15 protein-coding genes are annotated in these 14,269 nt (G+C 57.5%); 7 read left to right on the top strand and 8 right to left on the bottom strand.

Annotation, left to right across the window (positions count from 1 at the left end; genetic code table 11):
* The first annotated feature begins 76 nt into the window (after positions 1-76).
* Positions 77-1,747 carry a 2-isopropylmalate synthase gene (gene leuA, locus ACFX4U_RS13850; protein ID WP_313506565.1) on the top strand — a complete coding sequence of 557 codons (1,671 nt, stop codon included), beginning with the start codon at positions 77-79 and terminating at the stop codon, positions 1,745-1,747.
* On the opposite strand, the gene ACFX4U_RS13845 is transcribed toward leuA, so the two are convergent.
* Both ACFX4U_RS13845 and ACFX4U_RS13840 read right to left on the bottom strand, forming a co-directional pair.
* Positions 1,737-2,498: a helix-turn-helix transcriptional regulator gene (locus tag ACFX4U_RS13845; protein WP_349350606.1), complete on the bottom strand. Its 762-nt coding sequence runs from the start codon at positions 2,496-2,498 to the stop codon at positions 1,737-1,739. The two genes, leuA and ACFX4U_RS13845, sit on opposite strands and share 11 nt — an antisense overlap.
* A gap of 62 nt (positions 2,499-2,560) precedes the next feature.
* Complete coding sequence (locus ACFX4U_RS13840) at positions 2,561-2,653, bottom strand: (2Fe-2S)-binding protein (RefSeq protein WP_380219024.1); 93 nt, start codon at positions 2,651-2,653, stop codon at positions 2,561-2,563.
* A gap of 235 nt (positions 2,654-2,888) precedes the next feature.
* On the opposite strand from ACFX4U_RS13840, the gene ACFX4U_RS13835 reads away from it, so the two are divergent.
* From ACFX4U_RS13835 to ACFX4U_RS13825, 3 genes are read left to right on the top strand one after another with little or no spacing between them, the layout of a single operon-like run.
* Positions 2,889-3,308 (top strand): DUF2231 domain-containing protein, encoded by a 420-nt coding sequence (locus tag ACFX4U_RS13835; RefSeq protein WP_313506563.1) that lies wholly within the window; start codon positions 2,889-2,891, stop codon positions 3,306-3,308.
* Between the two features lie 10 nt (positions 3,309-3,318).
* Positions 3,319-4,617: a sorbosone dehydrogenase family protein gene (locus tag ACFX4U_RS13830; RefSeq protein ID WP_313506562.1), complete on the top strand. Its 1,299-nt coding sequence runs from the start codon at positions 3,319-3,321 to the stop codon at positions 4,615-4,617.
* A 59-nt stretch (positions 4,618-4,676) separates the two neighbouring features.
* Positions 4,677-5,156 (top strand): tetratricopeptide repeat protein, encoded by a 480-nt coding sequence (locus tag ACFX4U_RS13825; RefSeq protein ID WP_305736794.1) that lies wholly within the window; start codon positions 4,677-4,679, stop codon positions 5,154-5,156.
* Between the two features lie 44 nt (positions 5,157-5,200).
* Here the strand turns inward: ACFX4U_RS13825 and ACFX4U_RS13820 are convergent, their stop codons facing one another.
* Genes ACFX4U_RS13820 through ACFX4U_RS13810 form a run of 3 tightly spaced genes read right to left on the bottom strand, consistent with a single transcriptional unit; the run spans position 5,201 to position 8,183 of the window.
* Positions 5,201-5,989, bottom strand: a complete 789-nt coding sequence (locus ACFX4U_RS13820; RefSeq protein WP_313506561.1) for an ABC transporter ATP-binding protein — start codon at positions 5,987-5,989, stop codon at positions 5,201-5,203.
* Positions 5,986-7,014: an iron ABC transporter permease gene (locus tag ACFX4U_RS13815; protein WP_313506607.1), complete on the bottom strand. Its 1,029-nt coding sequence runs from the start codon at positions 7,012-7,014 to the stop codon at positions 5,986-5,988. Before ACFX4U_RS13815 ends, ACFX4U_RS13820 begins: the two co-directional genes overlap by 4 nt.
* Positions 7,015-7,064: 50 nt before the next feature.
* Positions 7,065-8,183: an ABC transporter substrate-binding protein gene (locus ACFX4U_RS13810; RefSeq protein WP_313506560.1), complete on the bottom strand. Its 1,119-nt coding sequence runs from the start codon at positions 8,181-8,183 to the stop codon at positions 7,065-7,067.
* Positions 8,184-8,400: 217 nt separating this feature from the next.
* Here ACFX4U_RS13810 and ACFX4U_RS13805 point away from each other — a divergent pair, with 217 nt between their 5' ends.
* The gene (locus tag ACFX4U_RS13805; protein ID WP_313506559.1) at positions 8,401-8,826 is read left to right on the top strand and encodes a hypothetical protein; all 426 of its coding nucleotides are present in this window, start codon (positions 8,401-8,403) and stop codon (positions 8,824-8,826) included.
* Positions 8,827-8,915: 89 nt separating this feature from the next.
* Positions 8,916-9,485, top strand: a complete 570-nt coding sequence (locus tag ACFX4U_RS13800) for a hypothetical protein (RefSeq protein WP_313506558.1) — start codon at positions 8,916-8,918, stop codon at positions 9,483-9,485.
* 91 nt (positions 9,486-9,576) lie between these two features.
* On the opposite strand, the gene mtnA is transcribed toward ACFX4U_RS13800, so the two are convergent.
* On the bottom strand, positions 9,577-10,599 hold the full coding sequence (gene mtnA / locus ACFX4U_RS13795; protein WP_313506557.1) for an S-methyl-5-thioribose-1-phosphate isomerase: 1,023 nt from the start codon (positions 10,597-10,599) through the stop codon (positions 9,577-9,579).
* A 101-nt stretch (positions 10,600-10,700) separates the two neighbouring features.
* Between mtnA and mtnK the strand changes: the two genes are divergently transcribed.
* Positions 10,701-11,900 carry an S-methyl-5-thioribose kinase gene (mtnK, locus tag ACFX4U_RS13790; RefSeq protein ID WP_313506556.1) on the top strand — a complete coding sequence of 400 codons (1,200 nt, stop codon included), beginning with the start codon at positions 10,701-10,703 and terminating at the stop codon, positions 11,898-11,900.
* A gap of 35 nt (positions 11,901-11,935) precedes the next feature.
* Here the strand turns inward: mtnK and ACFX4U_RS13785 are convergent, their stop codons facing one another.
* The gene (locus ACFX4U_RS13785) at positions 11,936-13,180 is read right to left on the bottom strand and encodes an LVIVD repeat-containing protein (RefSeq protein WP_313506555.1); all 1,245 of its coding nucleotides are present in this window, start codon (positions 13,178-13,180) and stop codon (positions 11,936-11,938) included.
* A 9-nt stretch (positions 13,181-13,189) separates the two neighbouring features.
* Positions 13,190-14,254: a sugar ABC transporter substrate-binding protein gene (locus ACFX4U_RS13780; RefSeq protein WP_305736802.1), complete on the bottom strand. Its 1,065-nt coding sequence runs from the start codon at positions 14,252-14,254 to the stop codon at positions 13,190-13,192.
* Positions 14,255-14,269: the final 15 nt, after the last annotated feature.

The following is a 14,269-nucleotide window of genomic DNA, read 5'->3' as shown; positions in this document are numbered from 1 at the left end:
CAGGTTGTCAGTTATGCGGGCGCAGCGGAGAGTCGAGGCGTGGAAACTGAAGCCACACCCTGCGGAGACCCGAAAAATGTTAACGACCCCTGCTGAAAAATATCAACGCCACACACCGTTAGCGCTGCGCGATCGCCGCTGGCCGGATAACTCGCTGACCCGCGCGCCGCGCTGGCTCTCCACCGATTTGCGCGACGGCAACCAGGCGCTCGCCGAGCCAATGGACGCCGCGCGTAAGCTGAAATTCTGGCAATTGCTGCTCGACTGCGGCTTTAAAGAGATTGAAGTGGCGTTCCCGTCCGCCTCGCAAACGGATTTCAATTTCGTGCGCCAGTTGATTGAGGAGCAACGCATTCCGGACGATGTGACCATTCAGGTATTAACCCAGGCGCGGGAAGATTTGATTATCCGCACTTTTGCTGCGCTGCAAGGCGTGAAGCGCGCCACCGTGCATCTGTATAACGCCACCGCCCCGGTATTCCGCGAGCAGGTGTTTCGCCAGAGCCGCGAAGAAATTATCGCGCTGGCGGTAAACGCCGCACGGCAAATTCGCAGCCTCTGTGAAAACGCGCCAGAAACTGAGTGGGTTTTCCAGTACTCGCCGGAAACCTTCTGTTTTACCGAAGCGGAGTTTGCGCTGGCGATTTGCGAAGCGGTCGCCGATGTGTGGGAACCGGGCGCGACACGGCCGATGATCATCAACCTGCCCGCCACGGTGGAAGTGAGCATGCCGAATGTCTATGCCGACCAGATTGAGCACTTTTGCCGCCACTTCTCGCGCCGCGAGCAGGTGTGCATCAGCGTGCATACCCACAACGATCGCGGCACCGGGATTGCCAGCGCTGAACTGGCGCTGCTCGCCGGCGCGGAGCGCGTGGAAGGTTGTCTGTTTGGCAACGGCGAGCGCACCGGCAATGCCGACCTGGTGACGCTGGCGCTGAATCTCTATACCCAGGGCATCGCGCCGGGGCTGGATTTCAGCCAGATGAAAAAGGTGGTCGAAATCGTCGAAGAGTGCAACCAGTTACCGGTAGCGCCGCGTCATCCCTATGCCGGAGAACTGGTGTTCACGGCCTTTTCCGGCTCCCACCAGGACGCGATTAAAAAAGGCTTTGCCGCGCGGCAAAACAACCCGGCTGCGTTGTGGGAAGTGCCTTATTTGCCGCTCGATCCGGCAGACATTGGCTGTAGTTATGAAGCGGTTATCCGCGTCAATAGCCAGTCGGGCAAGAGCGGCGCGGCATGGTTGCTGGAGCAGAACCACGGCCTGAATTTGCCACGCAAACTTCAGCAGGAATTCAGCCAGCATGTGCAAAACGCGGCGGATGCGGACGGAAAAGAGATGTCGCAAATGGCTATCTGGAACCTGTTTCGCCAGCGCTACGGGCTGGTGGAGCAACCGTCACTGCAACTGATTGAATATGTCTGCACCAACCAGCCGGGGCAGCGCACCACATTACAGGCGGAGATCCTTTGCCACGACAAAAAACTGAAGCTTGACGCCAGCGGCAACGGTTTTCTTTCCGCCGCCATCACCGCCCTGTGCCGCAGCTTGCAGGTGGAGATTAACATTGAGAGCTACCACGAACATACGCTCGGCAAGCACAGCGACAGCCGCTCGGTGGCCTATGTCTGCTGTGAGGATAAACACGGCGCGCGCGCCTGGGGGGTCAGTATCGATAGCGACATTACCCGTGCGTCGTTGCAGGCGGTGTTAAATGCCGCTCAGCCCTTCATTACGAGGTAAAGTAATCGCCGGGCGGCACGCCCATCACCCGGCGAAACATGGCGCTGAACGCGCTGGGATTGGCATAACCGCACTCAAGCGCCACCTGCGTGACCGGCTCGCCATGCGCCAGCCGGGTTAACGCCGCCAGCAAACGCGCCCGGCGTAACCATTCGCTGAATTGCAAGCCGGTCTGCTGATAGAAATGGCGCGACAAGGTTCGCCCGCTCATGTTGACCTGGCGAGCGGCATTTTCCAGCGTCCACTCACCCGACGGATCGCGCCGCACCGCGTCACAAAGCTGTTTTAACCTCGCGGAAGTGGGTTCCGGCAGGCAAAACGGTAGCGTATTCATCAGACGGATTTCATCAAGGATCAGTTCATAAATGCGCTCCGCGCGGCTGCCAGCCTGATACGCCTGCGGCAATTCCAGCGCATTGAGAATCAAGGCGCGCAGCAAATCGCTGACGCGCACCACCTGGCATACTACCGGTAAATCAGCCCGCGCCAGCGGTTCGACAAACACGCCGCGCGCCTGCACTTCACCATCAATGCGCAGCGCATGGGACACTTGCGCCGGGATCCACACACCGCGACCTGGCGGCACAATCCACATGCCCTGCTGCGTTTCCACGCGGATCACCCCGCTTAAGGTATGAATCAGCTGATCGCACGGATGGGTATGCCAGTGCTCATGCTCCCCGTGCCGGTAGTCATGGGCGTAAGGGATCACCGCGCGGTGATAAAAATCGAGGGCGAATGTCTGTTTCACGGCGTGTCCATTGTTATTTTGCAGGGTGACATTACCTTAATCACCGCCGTAGCTGCTGTCATTTATTTCTCCCGGCACAGCGGGCAGTTATGGCAATACTCGACCGGCGTTGAGGCTTTGTAATAAAAACAACAGGTGCGGCGAAAACGCACCATCTTGCCCGCCGCGTTCTTTTGCGCAGGCCGGCGAAAGCGCTTCAGCGGATTCCAGGGCGCAGCAAACAGATCAGATGCGACTGCGTCCAGCAACAACGCGAAAAGCGCGATGCAAAGACAGCAGGAACAAACGCAACACATAAGCAAAATTACTTAAATTTTGTGTAAGCGGTCTACCCTTTAACAAGCAGATCCTGTGGCTTATCCCGCTTGTTTCCACCGAAAGGAAAGACCAATGCAAACACTCTCCGGGCCATCGCGCGCGACGCTTGCGCTTTACGAACTCTTTAACCCGCTGCCCACCGGCTTTTTTGTGGCGGCGTGGATCTTCGATATTCTGTACCTCAAAACCTTTCAAATCATGTGGACCGACGCGGCAAGCTGGCTTATCGCCATCGGTCTGTTGATTGCTATCCTTCCCCGACTCATCAACCTTGTGCAGGTTTGGGTAACGCAGCGCCACAGCGTTACGAACGCGAAAAAAATCCATTTCTGGCTCTGGCTGATAGCTATCGTGCTGGCGATTTTTAACGCCTTTGTACACAGCCGGGATGCGTACGCGGTGGTACCGCTTGGCGTACTCCTCTCAACGGCGGTGGTGATTTTGCTGCTGATTGCCCATGTTCAACTCGCCCTGCGCACGCGCGTCCAGTAAGGAAAAAACCATGAATATGCCTAATCGCTTACTGGCTGTTGGCGCACTCGCCGCCCTGCTCACCGCTTGCGATCAGGGTGCAAACGTAGACCCGATGAAGCAAGTTGGCCCCGATCCTGAGCTACCTAAAGCGCAGAATTTCCTGTTACCGCCGATGCAGGTGCCGGAAGGCGTGGCGTGGAAAGCGGGAGAAACGCCAAAAGTACCAGCGGGGTTAAAAATTGAAAAAGTGGCGGATGGCTTGCTGCATCCGCGCCAGCTGTACGTTCTGCCGAATAACGACATTCTGGTCGCCGAGGCCAATGCCCCGGAAAAACCGACCACACGCCCGAAACAGCTGATTATGGGCCTGGTGCAAAAAGCCTCCGGCAAAGGCGGCCCCGGCGGCAACCGCATCACGTTGTTGCGTAACGCTGGAGGAACATGGCAGAAACACACGTTTATTGAAAATCTGCACTCACCCTTTGGTATGCAGTTGATTGGTAACACTTTGTGGGTCGCCAATGCCGACAGCCTGGTCAAATTCCCGTATCAGCAAGGGGAAACCACCCTCAGCGCGCCGGGAGAAACCGTTACCGAACTGCCCGGCGGGCCAATTAACCATCACTGGACGAAATCCCTGCTCGCCAGCCCCGACGGCAGCAAACTCTATGTAGGCGTGGGTTCTAACAGCAACATCACCGAAAACGGCATCGGCGCGGAATATCGTCGGGCGGCGGTGCTGGAAGTGGATGCCGCCACCGGCGCAAGCCGCATTTATGCCAGCGGGCTGCGTAACCCAACCGGGTTGCAATGGGAGCCTGAAAGCGGTGCGTTATGGGCGATCGTCAACGAACGCGACGAAATTGGATCCGATCTGGTGCCGGACTATATGACCTCGGTAAAAGAGAAGGGTTTTTACGGCTGGCCGTATAGCTACTTTGGACAGCACGTGGACGAACGCGTTAAGCCGCCACGCCCGGACTTAGTGGCGCAGGCCATCAAGCCGGATTACGCGCTTAGCTCACACGTCGCACCACTTGGCTTGTTGTTCTATACCGGTGACAACATGCCGCAGTATCGCGGCGGCGCGTTTATCAGCGAGCACGGAAGCTGGAACCGCACACCGCTCAATGGCTACCAGGTGGTGTGGGTGAAATTTGAGAACGGCAAACCGGTTGGGCAACCGCAGCCGGTCGTGACCGGTTTTCTTACCGATGACCAGAAGCAGGTGCGCGGGCTGCCGGTCGGGCTGGGGATGGATAAACAAGGCGGCGTGCTGATTGCCGACGATGCCGGCAACGCCATCTGGCGAATCAGCGCGCGCTAATCTTGTCGCTGCCTGTTGCCTGCTTTATAACGTTCAGACACGCTTAATGGATGAACACGATGGATAGCAGATTGCAGGCAGCGATTGCGCTGCGCAAACAGGGTCAACACGATAAAAGCCGTCAGGCGCTGCAAGCGCTGGCAGAAGAGCCTGCGCTGCGTGCACAGGCGTTGCTCAATATCGCCTGGTCGTATGATAACGAAGGCAAAGAGCGCGACGCCGAGCCTCACTACCTGGCAGCGCTCGAAGCCGGATTACGCGGCGAAGACAAGTTCGAGGCGCAGTTTGGGCTGGCGTCAACGTGGCGCTGCCTGGGGAAATATGCGCAGGCGAAAACGCTGTTTGAGGAGATCATGGCAAGCTGGCCGCAGGCCACAGAAGTGCGGCCTTTTTATGCCCTGTGTTTGCATAATCTTGGCGAGCACGACAGCGCTATTGCCGTGCTGCTGGCGTCGATTATCCAGCATCCCGACGCCCGCACCGAACCCTACAAAGCGGTGCTGCATCACTACGCGCAGCACCCGCATCAACGCTGGTGATCGGTGTAGCAGTGCCGTTTGCCGCAGTGGACGGCGCGCTGAGGCTAGCTTGCCTGATGGGTTAAACCGTCAATAATCACCTGCTTCATCCCTTGCGAGCAGGGTTCCACGCGCCCGCGCACACCGTACACCTGCGCCAGGCTTTCCGGCGTTATCACCTCTCCCGGCACGCCGTTCGCCACGAGCTCGCCTTGTTTGAGGATCAACACATGGTCGCCGTGGCGCAGCGCGATATTGATATCGTGCACCACCACCACGGTGACGATATTGCGGCTGCGCGTTTCCCGCTTCACCAGATCCATTACGTGGAACTGGTAGTTGAGATCCAGCGCGCTGAGCGGCTCATCGAGCAACAGCAGTGCAGGCTGGCGAATCAATGATTGTGCCAGCCCGACTAACTGCTTCTGCCCGCCGGAGAGCTGGTCGAGGTAGTGCAGCGCCAGATGTTCAATACCGAGCTGGCGCAATAGCGACATCACTTCGGCCTGCTTTGCTGCGCTGTGTAAACCGCCGGAAGCCCGCTGCGCGACGATAATCGACTCCAGCACATGCAGATGAACGCCCGCCGGCAGCGATTGCGGCAGGTAGACGACCTGCTCCGCGCGCCTGGCAAACGGCTGGCTGAGCAGGTCGTCGCCATCCAGCAGCAATTCCCCTTGCGCCTTGTTCAGCCCGGCCATCGCCCGCAGCAACGTTGATTTGCCGCTGCCGTTTGGCCCAAGCAGGATTGTCACTTTGCCGCGCGGCAAATTAGCGATATTGAGATCGCGAATGATCTGCCGCTTGTGATACCCCGCGCCAAACCCGCGCAGGCTCAGGCCGCTCTGGCTCATACACTCCCCCGATGGCGCACAATGATGGTGATAAAAAACGGCACGCCAACCAGCGAAGTGACAATGCCCACCGGAATAATCACGCCATCGATCAGATTTTTGGAAACAATAGAGGCCAGCGACAACACCAGCGCGCCAATCAACGCGCTACCGGGCAGATAAAAGCGGTGATCCTCGCCAAACACCATGCGGGCAATGTGCGGAGCGACCAGCCCGATAAAACCGATCGGGCCGACAAACGCCACCGACAGCGCCGATAAAATACTTATGCGCAACAGCGTCGCCAGCCGCAGGCGACGCACGTTGATGCCAAAACTTATCGCCCGGTCTTCGCCGAGGCGCAGCGACGTCAGCTTCCACGAGCTGAGCATCGACAGCGGCATGATCACCGCCAGCGCCAGCAGCAAAATGCCGAGTTTCTCCCACGACGCGCGGGCAATGCTGCCCATAGTCCAGAACACCAGCCCCTGCAGCGTGTCTTCGTTGGCGATAAATTGCAGCATTGACACCAGCGCGTTAAAGGTAAACACCAGCGCGATACCAAACAGCACCACGCCTGAAGTGGCCACCTGCGTCCAGCGGGTAATGCCGTCCAGCAACAGCGCCGCCAGCAGCGCGAAAATAAACGCGTTCGCCGAGATAAACCACTGCGCCGGAACGCCGGGAATGCCGATGCCAAGCACAATCGCTAATGCCGCGCCAAACGCCGCCGCCGACGACACGCCCAGCGTAAACGGGCTTGCCAGCGGGTTGTTGAGGATGGTCTGCATCTCCGCGCCCGCCAGCCCCAGCGTCAGCCCAACAATGATCGCCATCAGCGCGTACGGCATGCGGATATCCCAGACAATCACCCGCGTTCCGGCATTAGCGCTCGCCGGGTCAACCAGCGTTTGCCACAGCGTCTCCAGCGGCAAGCCGGAGGGGCCAAGAGTGAAATCCAGCAGCATCGCCGCAGCGATGAATACCACCAGCAGCGCCAGCAAACTGACGCGGCGGCGAAGGATCACGCGGTAGTTGAGCATCAGGCTGTCCGCAGCCGTCTCCTGCCTCTGCTCGCTTGTTTCCAGCGTGGTACTCATTTGCCCTGCTGCCAGCTATAGACGAAGTGGTTATCCGGCAGTGTGGTGAAGTTTTTGATGATGTGATGGTAGGTCGCATCCGGGTTCAAATCCGCAAACGCGTGCGGATAGATATCTTTCGCCAGATATTCCATGCCGACAATATTGTACGGATGGTTATAGAAGTGGTGGTAAACGCCATACACACGTTTGGCGCTGACCGCCGGGATCTGCGCGACACCAGTACGTTGCAGCAGCACCTGCGCCTGGTTGTTCACCTCACTTTGCGACACATTCAGACCGAGCGGCAGCACCTGGCTGTTGCCCCGTTTTGAGCCGGTCATGATATAGACATCCGGGTTGATGCTGATGATTTTCTCCAGCGAGATAAACCCGGTTGCGCCCGGCAGCAGTTCCGAGCCAAGGTTCTTCGCGCCGACCGCTTCAACCAGCCCGCCCCAACCGCTGTGGCCGTGGGTAAAGCAGCAGCTATCCGCGTTACCGGCCAGCGCTTCGACAAATACTTTCGGTTTCGGGTTGATGGCCGCCGTTTTCTGCTCAATCGCCGCCAGTTGCTGACGATAATAGGCGGTGTAGGCCGCCGCGTTGCTTTCGCGGTTCATCACTTTGCCCAGCAGATCGATACTCGGTGCGGTGTCTTTTGCCGGGTTCACTTCATAATCAACAAACACCACCGGAATGTGCAGCGCAGTCAGTTTAGCCAGTACGCCACTATCGGTTAACGCCGGTTTCGCGCGCAACTGGGCAATCATCAGGTCCGGCTGTTTTGCCAGCACACTTTCCAGATCAACATTGCCTTTATCGCTAAAGCCCATGTCCATAATGCGGGTCGCTTCCGGCCACTGGGTTTTCAGCATTTCCCAGGTGGCAATATCCTGTTTTTTCGCCAGGTTGTTCCATGCCACCAGCCTTTTAAACGGGTTGTCGCGATCCAGCAGCGCCATCGTCATGATGTCGCGCCCGTCCTGCAAAATAATGCGCTGCGGCTCGTGTTCAATGGTCACGTTGCGGCCATCGAAATCGGTAACGGTGAGCGGATATTGCGTGGCGTGTGCCAGCATGGGGACAGCGAGAAGAGCGGAGAGCGCGAGCGTAAAGATTGATTTCCCTTGCATAAAAAAACAACCCTGCTGATAGTCAGATATTAATGATTTTGATAATTATTATCATGTCAAATTAAACGAAACATATACAACATCAAAAAATATGCTGGCTGCAACCCCGCGTTAACATCCTGATTCGTTTTCTCTTTTGCTGACATCGTTTCTTACGGATTTTCACCGCCGCGATGGATTACCTTCGTGCTTTGCCAAAAACCTGCGGAAACCGCCGATGAAATACTCCCTGCTTCTCTTGCTGATAACCTTTATCTCCAGCGTGCGGGCTGATGATGCCGTCAAACTTTACTGCCCGACACGCGGCGACCTGACGGTCTCTTTTTTTAACTACAACCTGATAACCATGAAGTGGAGCGACCATTTCCAGGTCGCGGCGGGCAAAGAGCGCAGCAAAACCAAAGCGGGCGTGCCATTCTGGAGCACCACGTTTGGCAACGGCGACAACTTAGCCTTTTTCCCGGATTCCGGTCAGTACTATCTGTTTTATGCCGGCGCGAACGCGCCTGAGCAGTGCAGCGAGCTGGGTAGTTTTGTCTATCCGGTGATCACGCCGCCGCGCTATGACAAAAACGCCGCGGCGCCGCAAAGCCAGGTCAGCACCATCGACAAGGATGTGATTTTGCTGCATCCGGCAACATAAATTCCCCCTACCCAATTCTCTAGCCTCCCTTTGTGGCACGCTGCAAGACGTGTATGCTGCCCCGGCGCTAACGCTTACAGGGAGCAACCATGCAAAAGGTTATTGTGCTGCTTTTTATCGTGCTATTGGGTGGCTGCACGACGACGACCCCGATGCCGAAATGGGACAAAATCACTGAACTTGAAGTGCGCCAGGATCGCATCACCGCTTATTCCAGCCATTACGCCTACAACTTCATCCGTAACGATCCCCATGCTGATGCCTACGCCCGGTACGCAGAGTTTTATCAGGAATTTGCCAGCCATGTTCCCGGCGTTGCCGTGAACTTTGTGGTGAAAGATGAAAAGGTGACGGCTGAGTACAAAGCGCTCGTTGATGCCTCAGGCCTTAGTGCCGCGCAAATTGAGCGCCTGCGTTATCACTATGGCGCAAACATTATTGAACCGAATAAAAAGCTGGTGGTGACCTTCAGAGCGCAGGGGGATGTGGTCTATATTCTGCAACACCCGCCCGGCCCCGACACCCGTGCGCTGGAAAAACCGGTGACCGTGACAATTAACGACACCACCGAACAAAATGTCTCGTGGGTGGCCCCCTTACTGATCCCCGCGTTTCCGTTAATTATGATCTACGGCTGCGCCACCGGGCCCTGTGTGTGATCGACACGGTTGATCACATAAGCACCGCCATCTGACAAGCAGACGGCGGTATTGACGCCCGATAACGTTTATCCGGCCTGTCGGTTTACGCTTAGCGTGGCTGGAATATCCCGTTAGCCACATCGGCAGGCATCACCAGGCCGCTGTCCAGCACCCAGCCGCTGATAAGTGCCGCCGGTGTAACATCAAACGCCGGGTTGTAAACCCGCGCGTTTTCCGGCGCCCAGTTCACTGCACCAAAACTCCCGGCCACGCCGGTCACCTCTGCGGCAGCGCGCTGCTCGATGGGAATGACATCCCCGTTCGGGCAGTGCGGATCAAGCGTCGTTTGCGGCGCAGCCACATAAAACGGTACGTTGTGGAATTTCGCCAGCACCGCCAGCGAGTAAGTGCCGATTTTGTTCGCCACATCGCCATTGGCGGCAATGCGATCTGCGCCCACCCATACCGCATCCACCTGCCCTTTCGCCAACAGGCTGGCGGCCATTGAATCGGTAATTAACTGATACGGCACGCCCAGCTCGCCCAGTTCCCAGGCCGTTAGCCGTCCGCCCTGCAACAGAGGACGGGTTTCATCCACCCACACATTGGTAATTTTTCCCTGCTGATGCGCCCGCGCAATAACACCCAGCGCGGTGCCGACGCCCGCTGTCGCCAGCCCGCCGGTATTGCAGTGGGTCAGCAAGCGGCTGCCCGGCATCACCAGTGCGCTACCGGTCACCGCAATGTTGTCGCACAACTGTTTGTCTTCCTCGATAAGCCGCAGCGCTTCGGCAGTTAACGCCGCCACAACGTGCTCCTGCGTAAGCGCCTGTTTCATGCGATCGAGGTTATTCATCAGGTTCACCGCCGTGGGGCGCGCCGCGCGTAACGTTTCCAGCGCCTGCGCCAGTTGGTCGCGGTTGGCGCCCTGCTCTGCCAGCAGCGCCAGTAACAAGCTCGCAGAAAGGCCAATCAACGGTGCTCCGCGCACGCGCAGGGCATGAATATGACCGACAAGTTCTTCTACCGTACTGGCCGGTAGCCACTGTTTCTGCTGTGGTAAGGCCTGTTGGTCGAGAATATATAATTGATTGTCGGCGACTCGCAGGCTGGTGGTCTGTAATGGCTGCATTGCGTTAAATCCCTGTTGCGTTGTTGTAGCGTATTGTGTCAGGATGAATTCCGGATGTATAGACGTCTAAATGGCTTTATTAGCAAAAGAGGATCGAGGCAATGTCGCAATACCGTACCTTCTCCGCCCGCGATGCCGTGGCGTATGCACAACAATTTGGCGGCCTGGACAACCCGTCCGAACTGGTGGACGCGCAGGAGGTGGGCGATGGTAACCTCAATCTGGTGTTCAAAATTTTCGATACCCAGGGCGTGAGCCGCATCATCATTAAACAGGCACTGCCCTATGTGCGCTGCGTCGGTGAGTCCTGGCCGTTAACGCTGGATCGCGCCCGGCTGGAGGCGCAAACGCTGGTGGAACACTACCAGCATAGCCCGCAGCACACGGTGAAAATCCACCACTTCGACCCGGAACTGGCGGTGATGGTGATGGAAGATCTCTCCGATCATAAAATCTGGCGCGGCGAATTGATAAACAACGTCTATTACCCGCAAGCCGCTGCGCAACTGGGTGAATACCTGGCGCAGGTACTGTTTCACACCAGCGATTTTTATCTGCATCCGCATACCAAAAAAGCGCAGGTCGCGCAGTTCATCAACCCGGAAATGTGCGAAATCACTGAAGATTTGTTCTTCAACGATCCCTACCAGGTTCATGAGCGCAACAACTATCCGGCTGCGCTGGAAGCGGAGGTCGCCGCCCTGCGCGATGACGCACAACTTAAACTGGCGGTCGCAGCGCTTAAACACCGCTTCTTCTCCCACGCCGAAGCGCTGTTGCACGGCGATATTCACAGCGGCTCGATTTTTGTCGCCGAGGGTCGCCTGAAAGCGATTGACGCCGAGTTTGGTTACTTCGGCCCGATCGGTTTTGATATCGGCACCGCCATCGGCAACCTACTGCTCAACTACTGCGGTTTGCCGGGGCATCTGGGCATTCGCGATGCGGCCAGCGCGCGTGAACAGCGTCTGGCCGATATTCAAACCGTGTGGACCACCTTCGCCGAGCGCCTTCAGGCGCTGGCGAGTGAGAAAACCCGCGACGCAGCGCTGGCACAACCGGGTTATGCCAGCGCTTTCCTGAAAAAAGTATGGACCGACGCGATCGGTTTTTGCGGCACCGAGCTCATTCGCCGCAGCGTCGGACTTTCGCACGTCGCCGATATCGACACCATTAAAGACGAAGAGATGCGCCACGCCTGCCTGCGCCATGCGATTACGCTCGGCAAGGCACTGATTGTCATTGCTGAGCGCATTGATAACGTCGATGAGCTGATTGCCCGCGTGCGTCAGTACAGCTAGCGCAGCCTCTCCCCCTTACGGGGAAGAGGAAATTGCTACCCCAGATACTCAATCACCGACAGCCCGCCGTTGTAATCGGTGCTGTAGATAATCCCGTTCGCATCAACAAACACATCGCAAGACTGGATAACGCGTGGGCGTGCAGGCCGCGTATCCATCATCTTCGCTGGCGCGGCAGGCACCAGCGCGCCGGTTTCCACCGGACGATACGGGTTGGAGATATCGTAAGCCCGCACGCCCGCGTTCTGGTACGTGGCGAAAATCAGGGTCGAACTGATAAAGCTGCCGGGGCGGTTTTCGTGCAGGTTGTGCGGCCCGAAATGCGCCCCTTTCGCCACATAATCGGTTTCGTCCGGCTGCGGAAAGGTGGAGATGCTTACCGGATTTGATGGCTCACGAATATCAAACAGCCAGATCAGCTTCTCGCCATCTTCCTGATTGTCGAGCACCGCTTCATCCAGCACTACCAGCAAATCCCTGTCCGGCAGTGGCAGCGCGGTGTGCGTGCCGCCGCCAAACGGCGGGCTCCAGTTGCGGTGGCTGATCAGCTTTGGCTGCGTTCTGTCTTTCACATCCAGCAGCGTTAAACCGCCATCGCGCCAGCTACCGTACGCCGTATCCCCGGCGATAATCGCGTGGTGTAACGCATAGCGTTTGCCTTCCGGCCACGCTGGCGTTTCCCCTGCGGCCTGGTTCATACCCGGTAGCCACCAGCGCCCGGCAACCTGCGGTTTGCGCGGATCGGCCAGATCAATGGTCAGGAAGATGTAGTCGGTAAAACCGTCGATCAGCGCCGAGACATACGCCCAGCGCCCGCCCACATACCAGATGCGATGAATGCCGATGCCGTTGAGCGACAGAAAACTGATTTCACGCGGTTTATCGGGCGTGGAGATATCAAAAATACGCAGCCCGGCGCTCCAGCCTTTGTCCTGCACATCGCTAACCGTCTCGCCGACCGAACGGGTGTAATAGACCTTTTCATCGGCAAAGCGCGCATCGGCGAACAGATCGCGGGCGTTGATCACCAGCAACAAGTCGTCGTGGGCTTGCAGATGCACATTCCAGGTGCCCGGCGGTGCCGGTAGGTAACCGGCGGGTTTCGGGTTTTTCGGATCGCGCACATCCACAATCGAAAAACCCTGCGACACCATATGCCCGATATAGGCAAAGCCGCGATGCACCATCAGTTGCACGCCATCCGGGCGACCGCCCTGATCGCTGTGGCCAATCAGCCGCATATTGCGGCTGTATTCGGGACGCGGTAACTCACTCGCCATGTCCGTTCCTTACTTGTTTTTCGCTTCCAGCGTGGCGAACCACGGCGCGATAAAATCTTCCGTCTGGCCCCAGCCCGGAATAATTTTGCCAAGCGACGCCACGTTCACCGCGCCCGGCTGGCTTGCCAGCAGCGCTTGCGGAATAGCAGCGGCTTTAAAGTCATATGTCGCTGGCGTCTGTTCACCGGCAATTTTGTTGGCGATCAGGCGCACGTTGGTGGCACCAATCAGTTTCGGATCCACCGCCACGCTCACTTTCCACGGGCTGCCCGACTCGCGCATCAGTTGCAGATCCTGGTTGGAAACGTCGATGCTGTAGAGTTTGATCTCGGTGCGACCGTTCTCTTTCAGCGCTTTATACGCACCCTGGCTGAACGCATCCCAGGTGCCCCAAATCGCATCGATCTGCCCTTTCGGGTACTTCGCCAGTACCGCGCCCACTTTGTTGGCCGTGTCGCCCTGCACATCAGAAGAGACCGCGCCAATTGACTCCAGCTCTTTAATACCAGGATTGGCTTTTAGCAGCTCGGCGTAGGCGGTCTGGCGACGCTCCATCGGCGGGAAACCGGCAACCCATAATTTGATAATGTTGGCTTTGCCGTTGAAATCTTTCACTAGCTCGCCAAAGGAGAGTTTGGTCAGCGAGGCGTCATCCTGCTGCGTAACCGTCACCCCCGGAATATCACCGTTAACGGCGGTATCAAACACCGCCACTTTGATGCCCGCAGCAACGGCTTTTTTAATCAGATCGGTGGAGTACGGATCGCGCCCCTGCGACAGAATAATGCCGTCATATTTCTGGCTTATCGCCTGGTTAACGAAGTCCTGGAATTTGGCGTCATCGCCGTTACTCAAAAAGGTGCTGATTTTAAAGCCGAGCTTTTTGCCTTCCTGCAACGCGCCGGAGACAAACTGCGTGGTGTTATCGTCCGAACCAAGGTTGCGGATAAGCGCAATGCGTATCGGGCCGTGATGGTTAGCAATGGCGTCCGGCACCGGCGCAGGTGTGGTGGCGTGGCCTGGCAGCGCGCTCAGTAAGCCCAGCGCCAGCAGTGAGAGTGCAATTTTTTTCATCTGTTTTCCCCTGGA

Source organism: Kosakonia sp. YIM B13588 (assembly GCF_042788165.1).
Lineage (GTDB): Bacteria > Pseudomonadota > Gammaproteobacteria > Enterobacterales > Enterobacteriaceae > Kosakonia > Kosakonia sacchari.
Note: the sequence above shows the minus strand (reverse complement) of the source record. Positions and strands in the feature narration are given on the sequence as shown.

What these genes read in the sequence shown, in the direction of transcription:
- leuA (WP_313506565.1), top strand. Translation starts at nt 77, where the DNA reads ATGTTAACGACCCCTGCTGAAAAATATCAACGCCACACACCGTTAGCG.
- ACFX4U_RS13840 (WP_380219024.1), bottom strand. Translation starts at nt 2,653, where the DNA reads ATGGTGCGTTTTCGCCGCACCTGTTGTTTTTATTACAAAGCCTCAACG.
- ACFX4U_RS13835 (WP_313506563.1), top strand. Translation starts at nt 2,889, where the DNA reads ATGCAAACACTCTCCGGGCCATCGCGCGCGACGCTTGCGCTTTACGAA.
- ACFX4U_RS13830 (WP_313506562.1), top strand. Translation starts at nt 3,319, where the DNA reads ATGAATATGCCTAATCGCTTACTGGCTGTTGGCGCACTCGCCGCCCTG.
- ACFX4U_RS13825 (WP_305736794.1), top strand. Translation starts at nt 4,677, where the DNA reads ATGGATAGCAGATTGCAGGCAGCGATTGCGCTGCGCAAACAGGGTCAA.
- ACFX4U_RS13820 (WP_313506561.1), bottom strand. Translation starts at nt 5,989, where the DNA reads ATGAGCCAGAGCGGCCTGAGCCTGCGCGGGTTTGGCGCGGGGTATCAC.
- ACFX4U_RS13810 (WP_313506560.1), bottom strand. Translation starts at nt 8,183, where the DNA reads ATGCAAGGGAAATCAATCTTTACGCTCGCGCTCTCCGCTCTTCTCGCT.
- ACFX4U_RS13805 (WP_313506559.1), top strand. Translation starts at nt 8,401, where the DNA reads ATGAAATACTCCCTGCTTCTCTTGCTGATAACCTTTATCTCCAGCGTG.
- ACFX4U_RS13800 (WP_313506558.1), top strand. Translation starts at nt 8,916, where the DNA reads ATGCAAAAGGTTATTGTGCTGCTTTTTATCGTGCTATTGGGTGGCTGC.
- mtnA (WP_313506557.1), bottom strand. Translation starts at nt 10,599, where the DNA reads ATGCAGCCATTACAGACCACCAGCCTGCGAGTCGCCGACAATCAATTA.
- mtnK (WP_313506556.1), top strand. Translation starts at nt 10,701, where the DNA reads ATGTCGCAATACCGTACCTTCTCCGCCCGCGATGCCGTGGCGTATGCA.
- ACFX4U_RS13785 (WP_313506555.1), bottom strand. Translation starts at nt 13,180, where the DNA reads ATGGCGAGTGAGTTACCGCGTCCCGAATACAGCCGCAATATGCGGCTG.
- ACFX4U_RS13780 (WP_305736802.1), bottom strand. Translation starts at nt 14,254, where the DNA reads ATGAAAAAAATTGCACTCTCACTGCTGGCGCTGGGCTTACTGAGCGCG.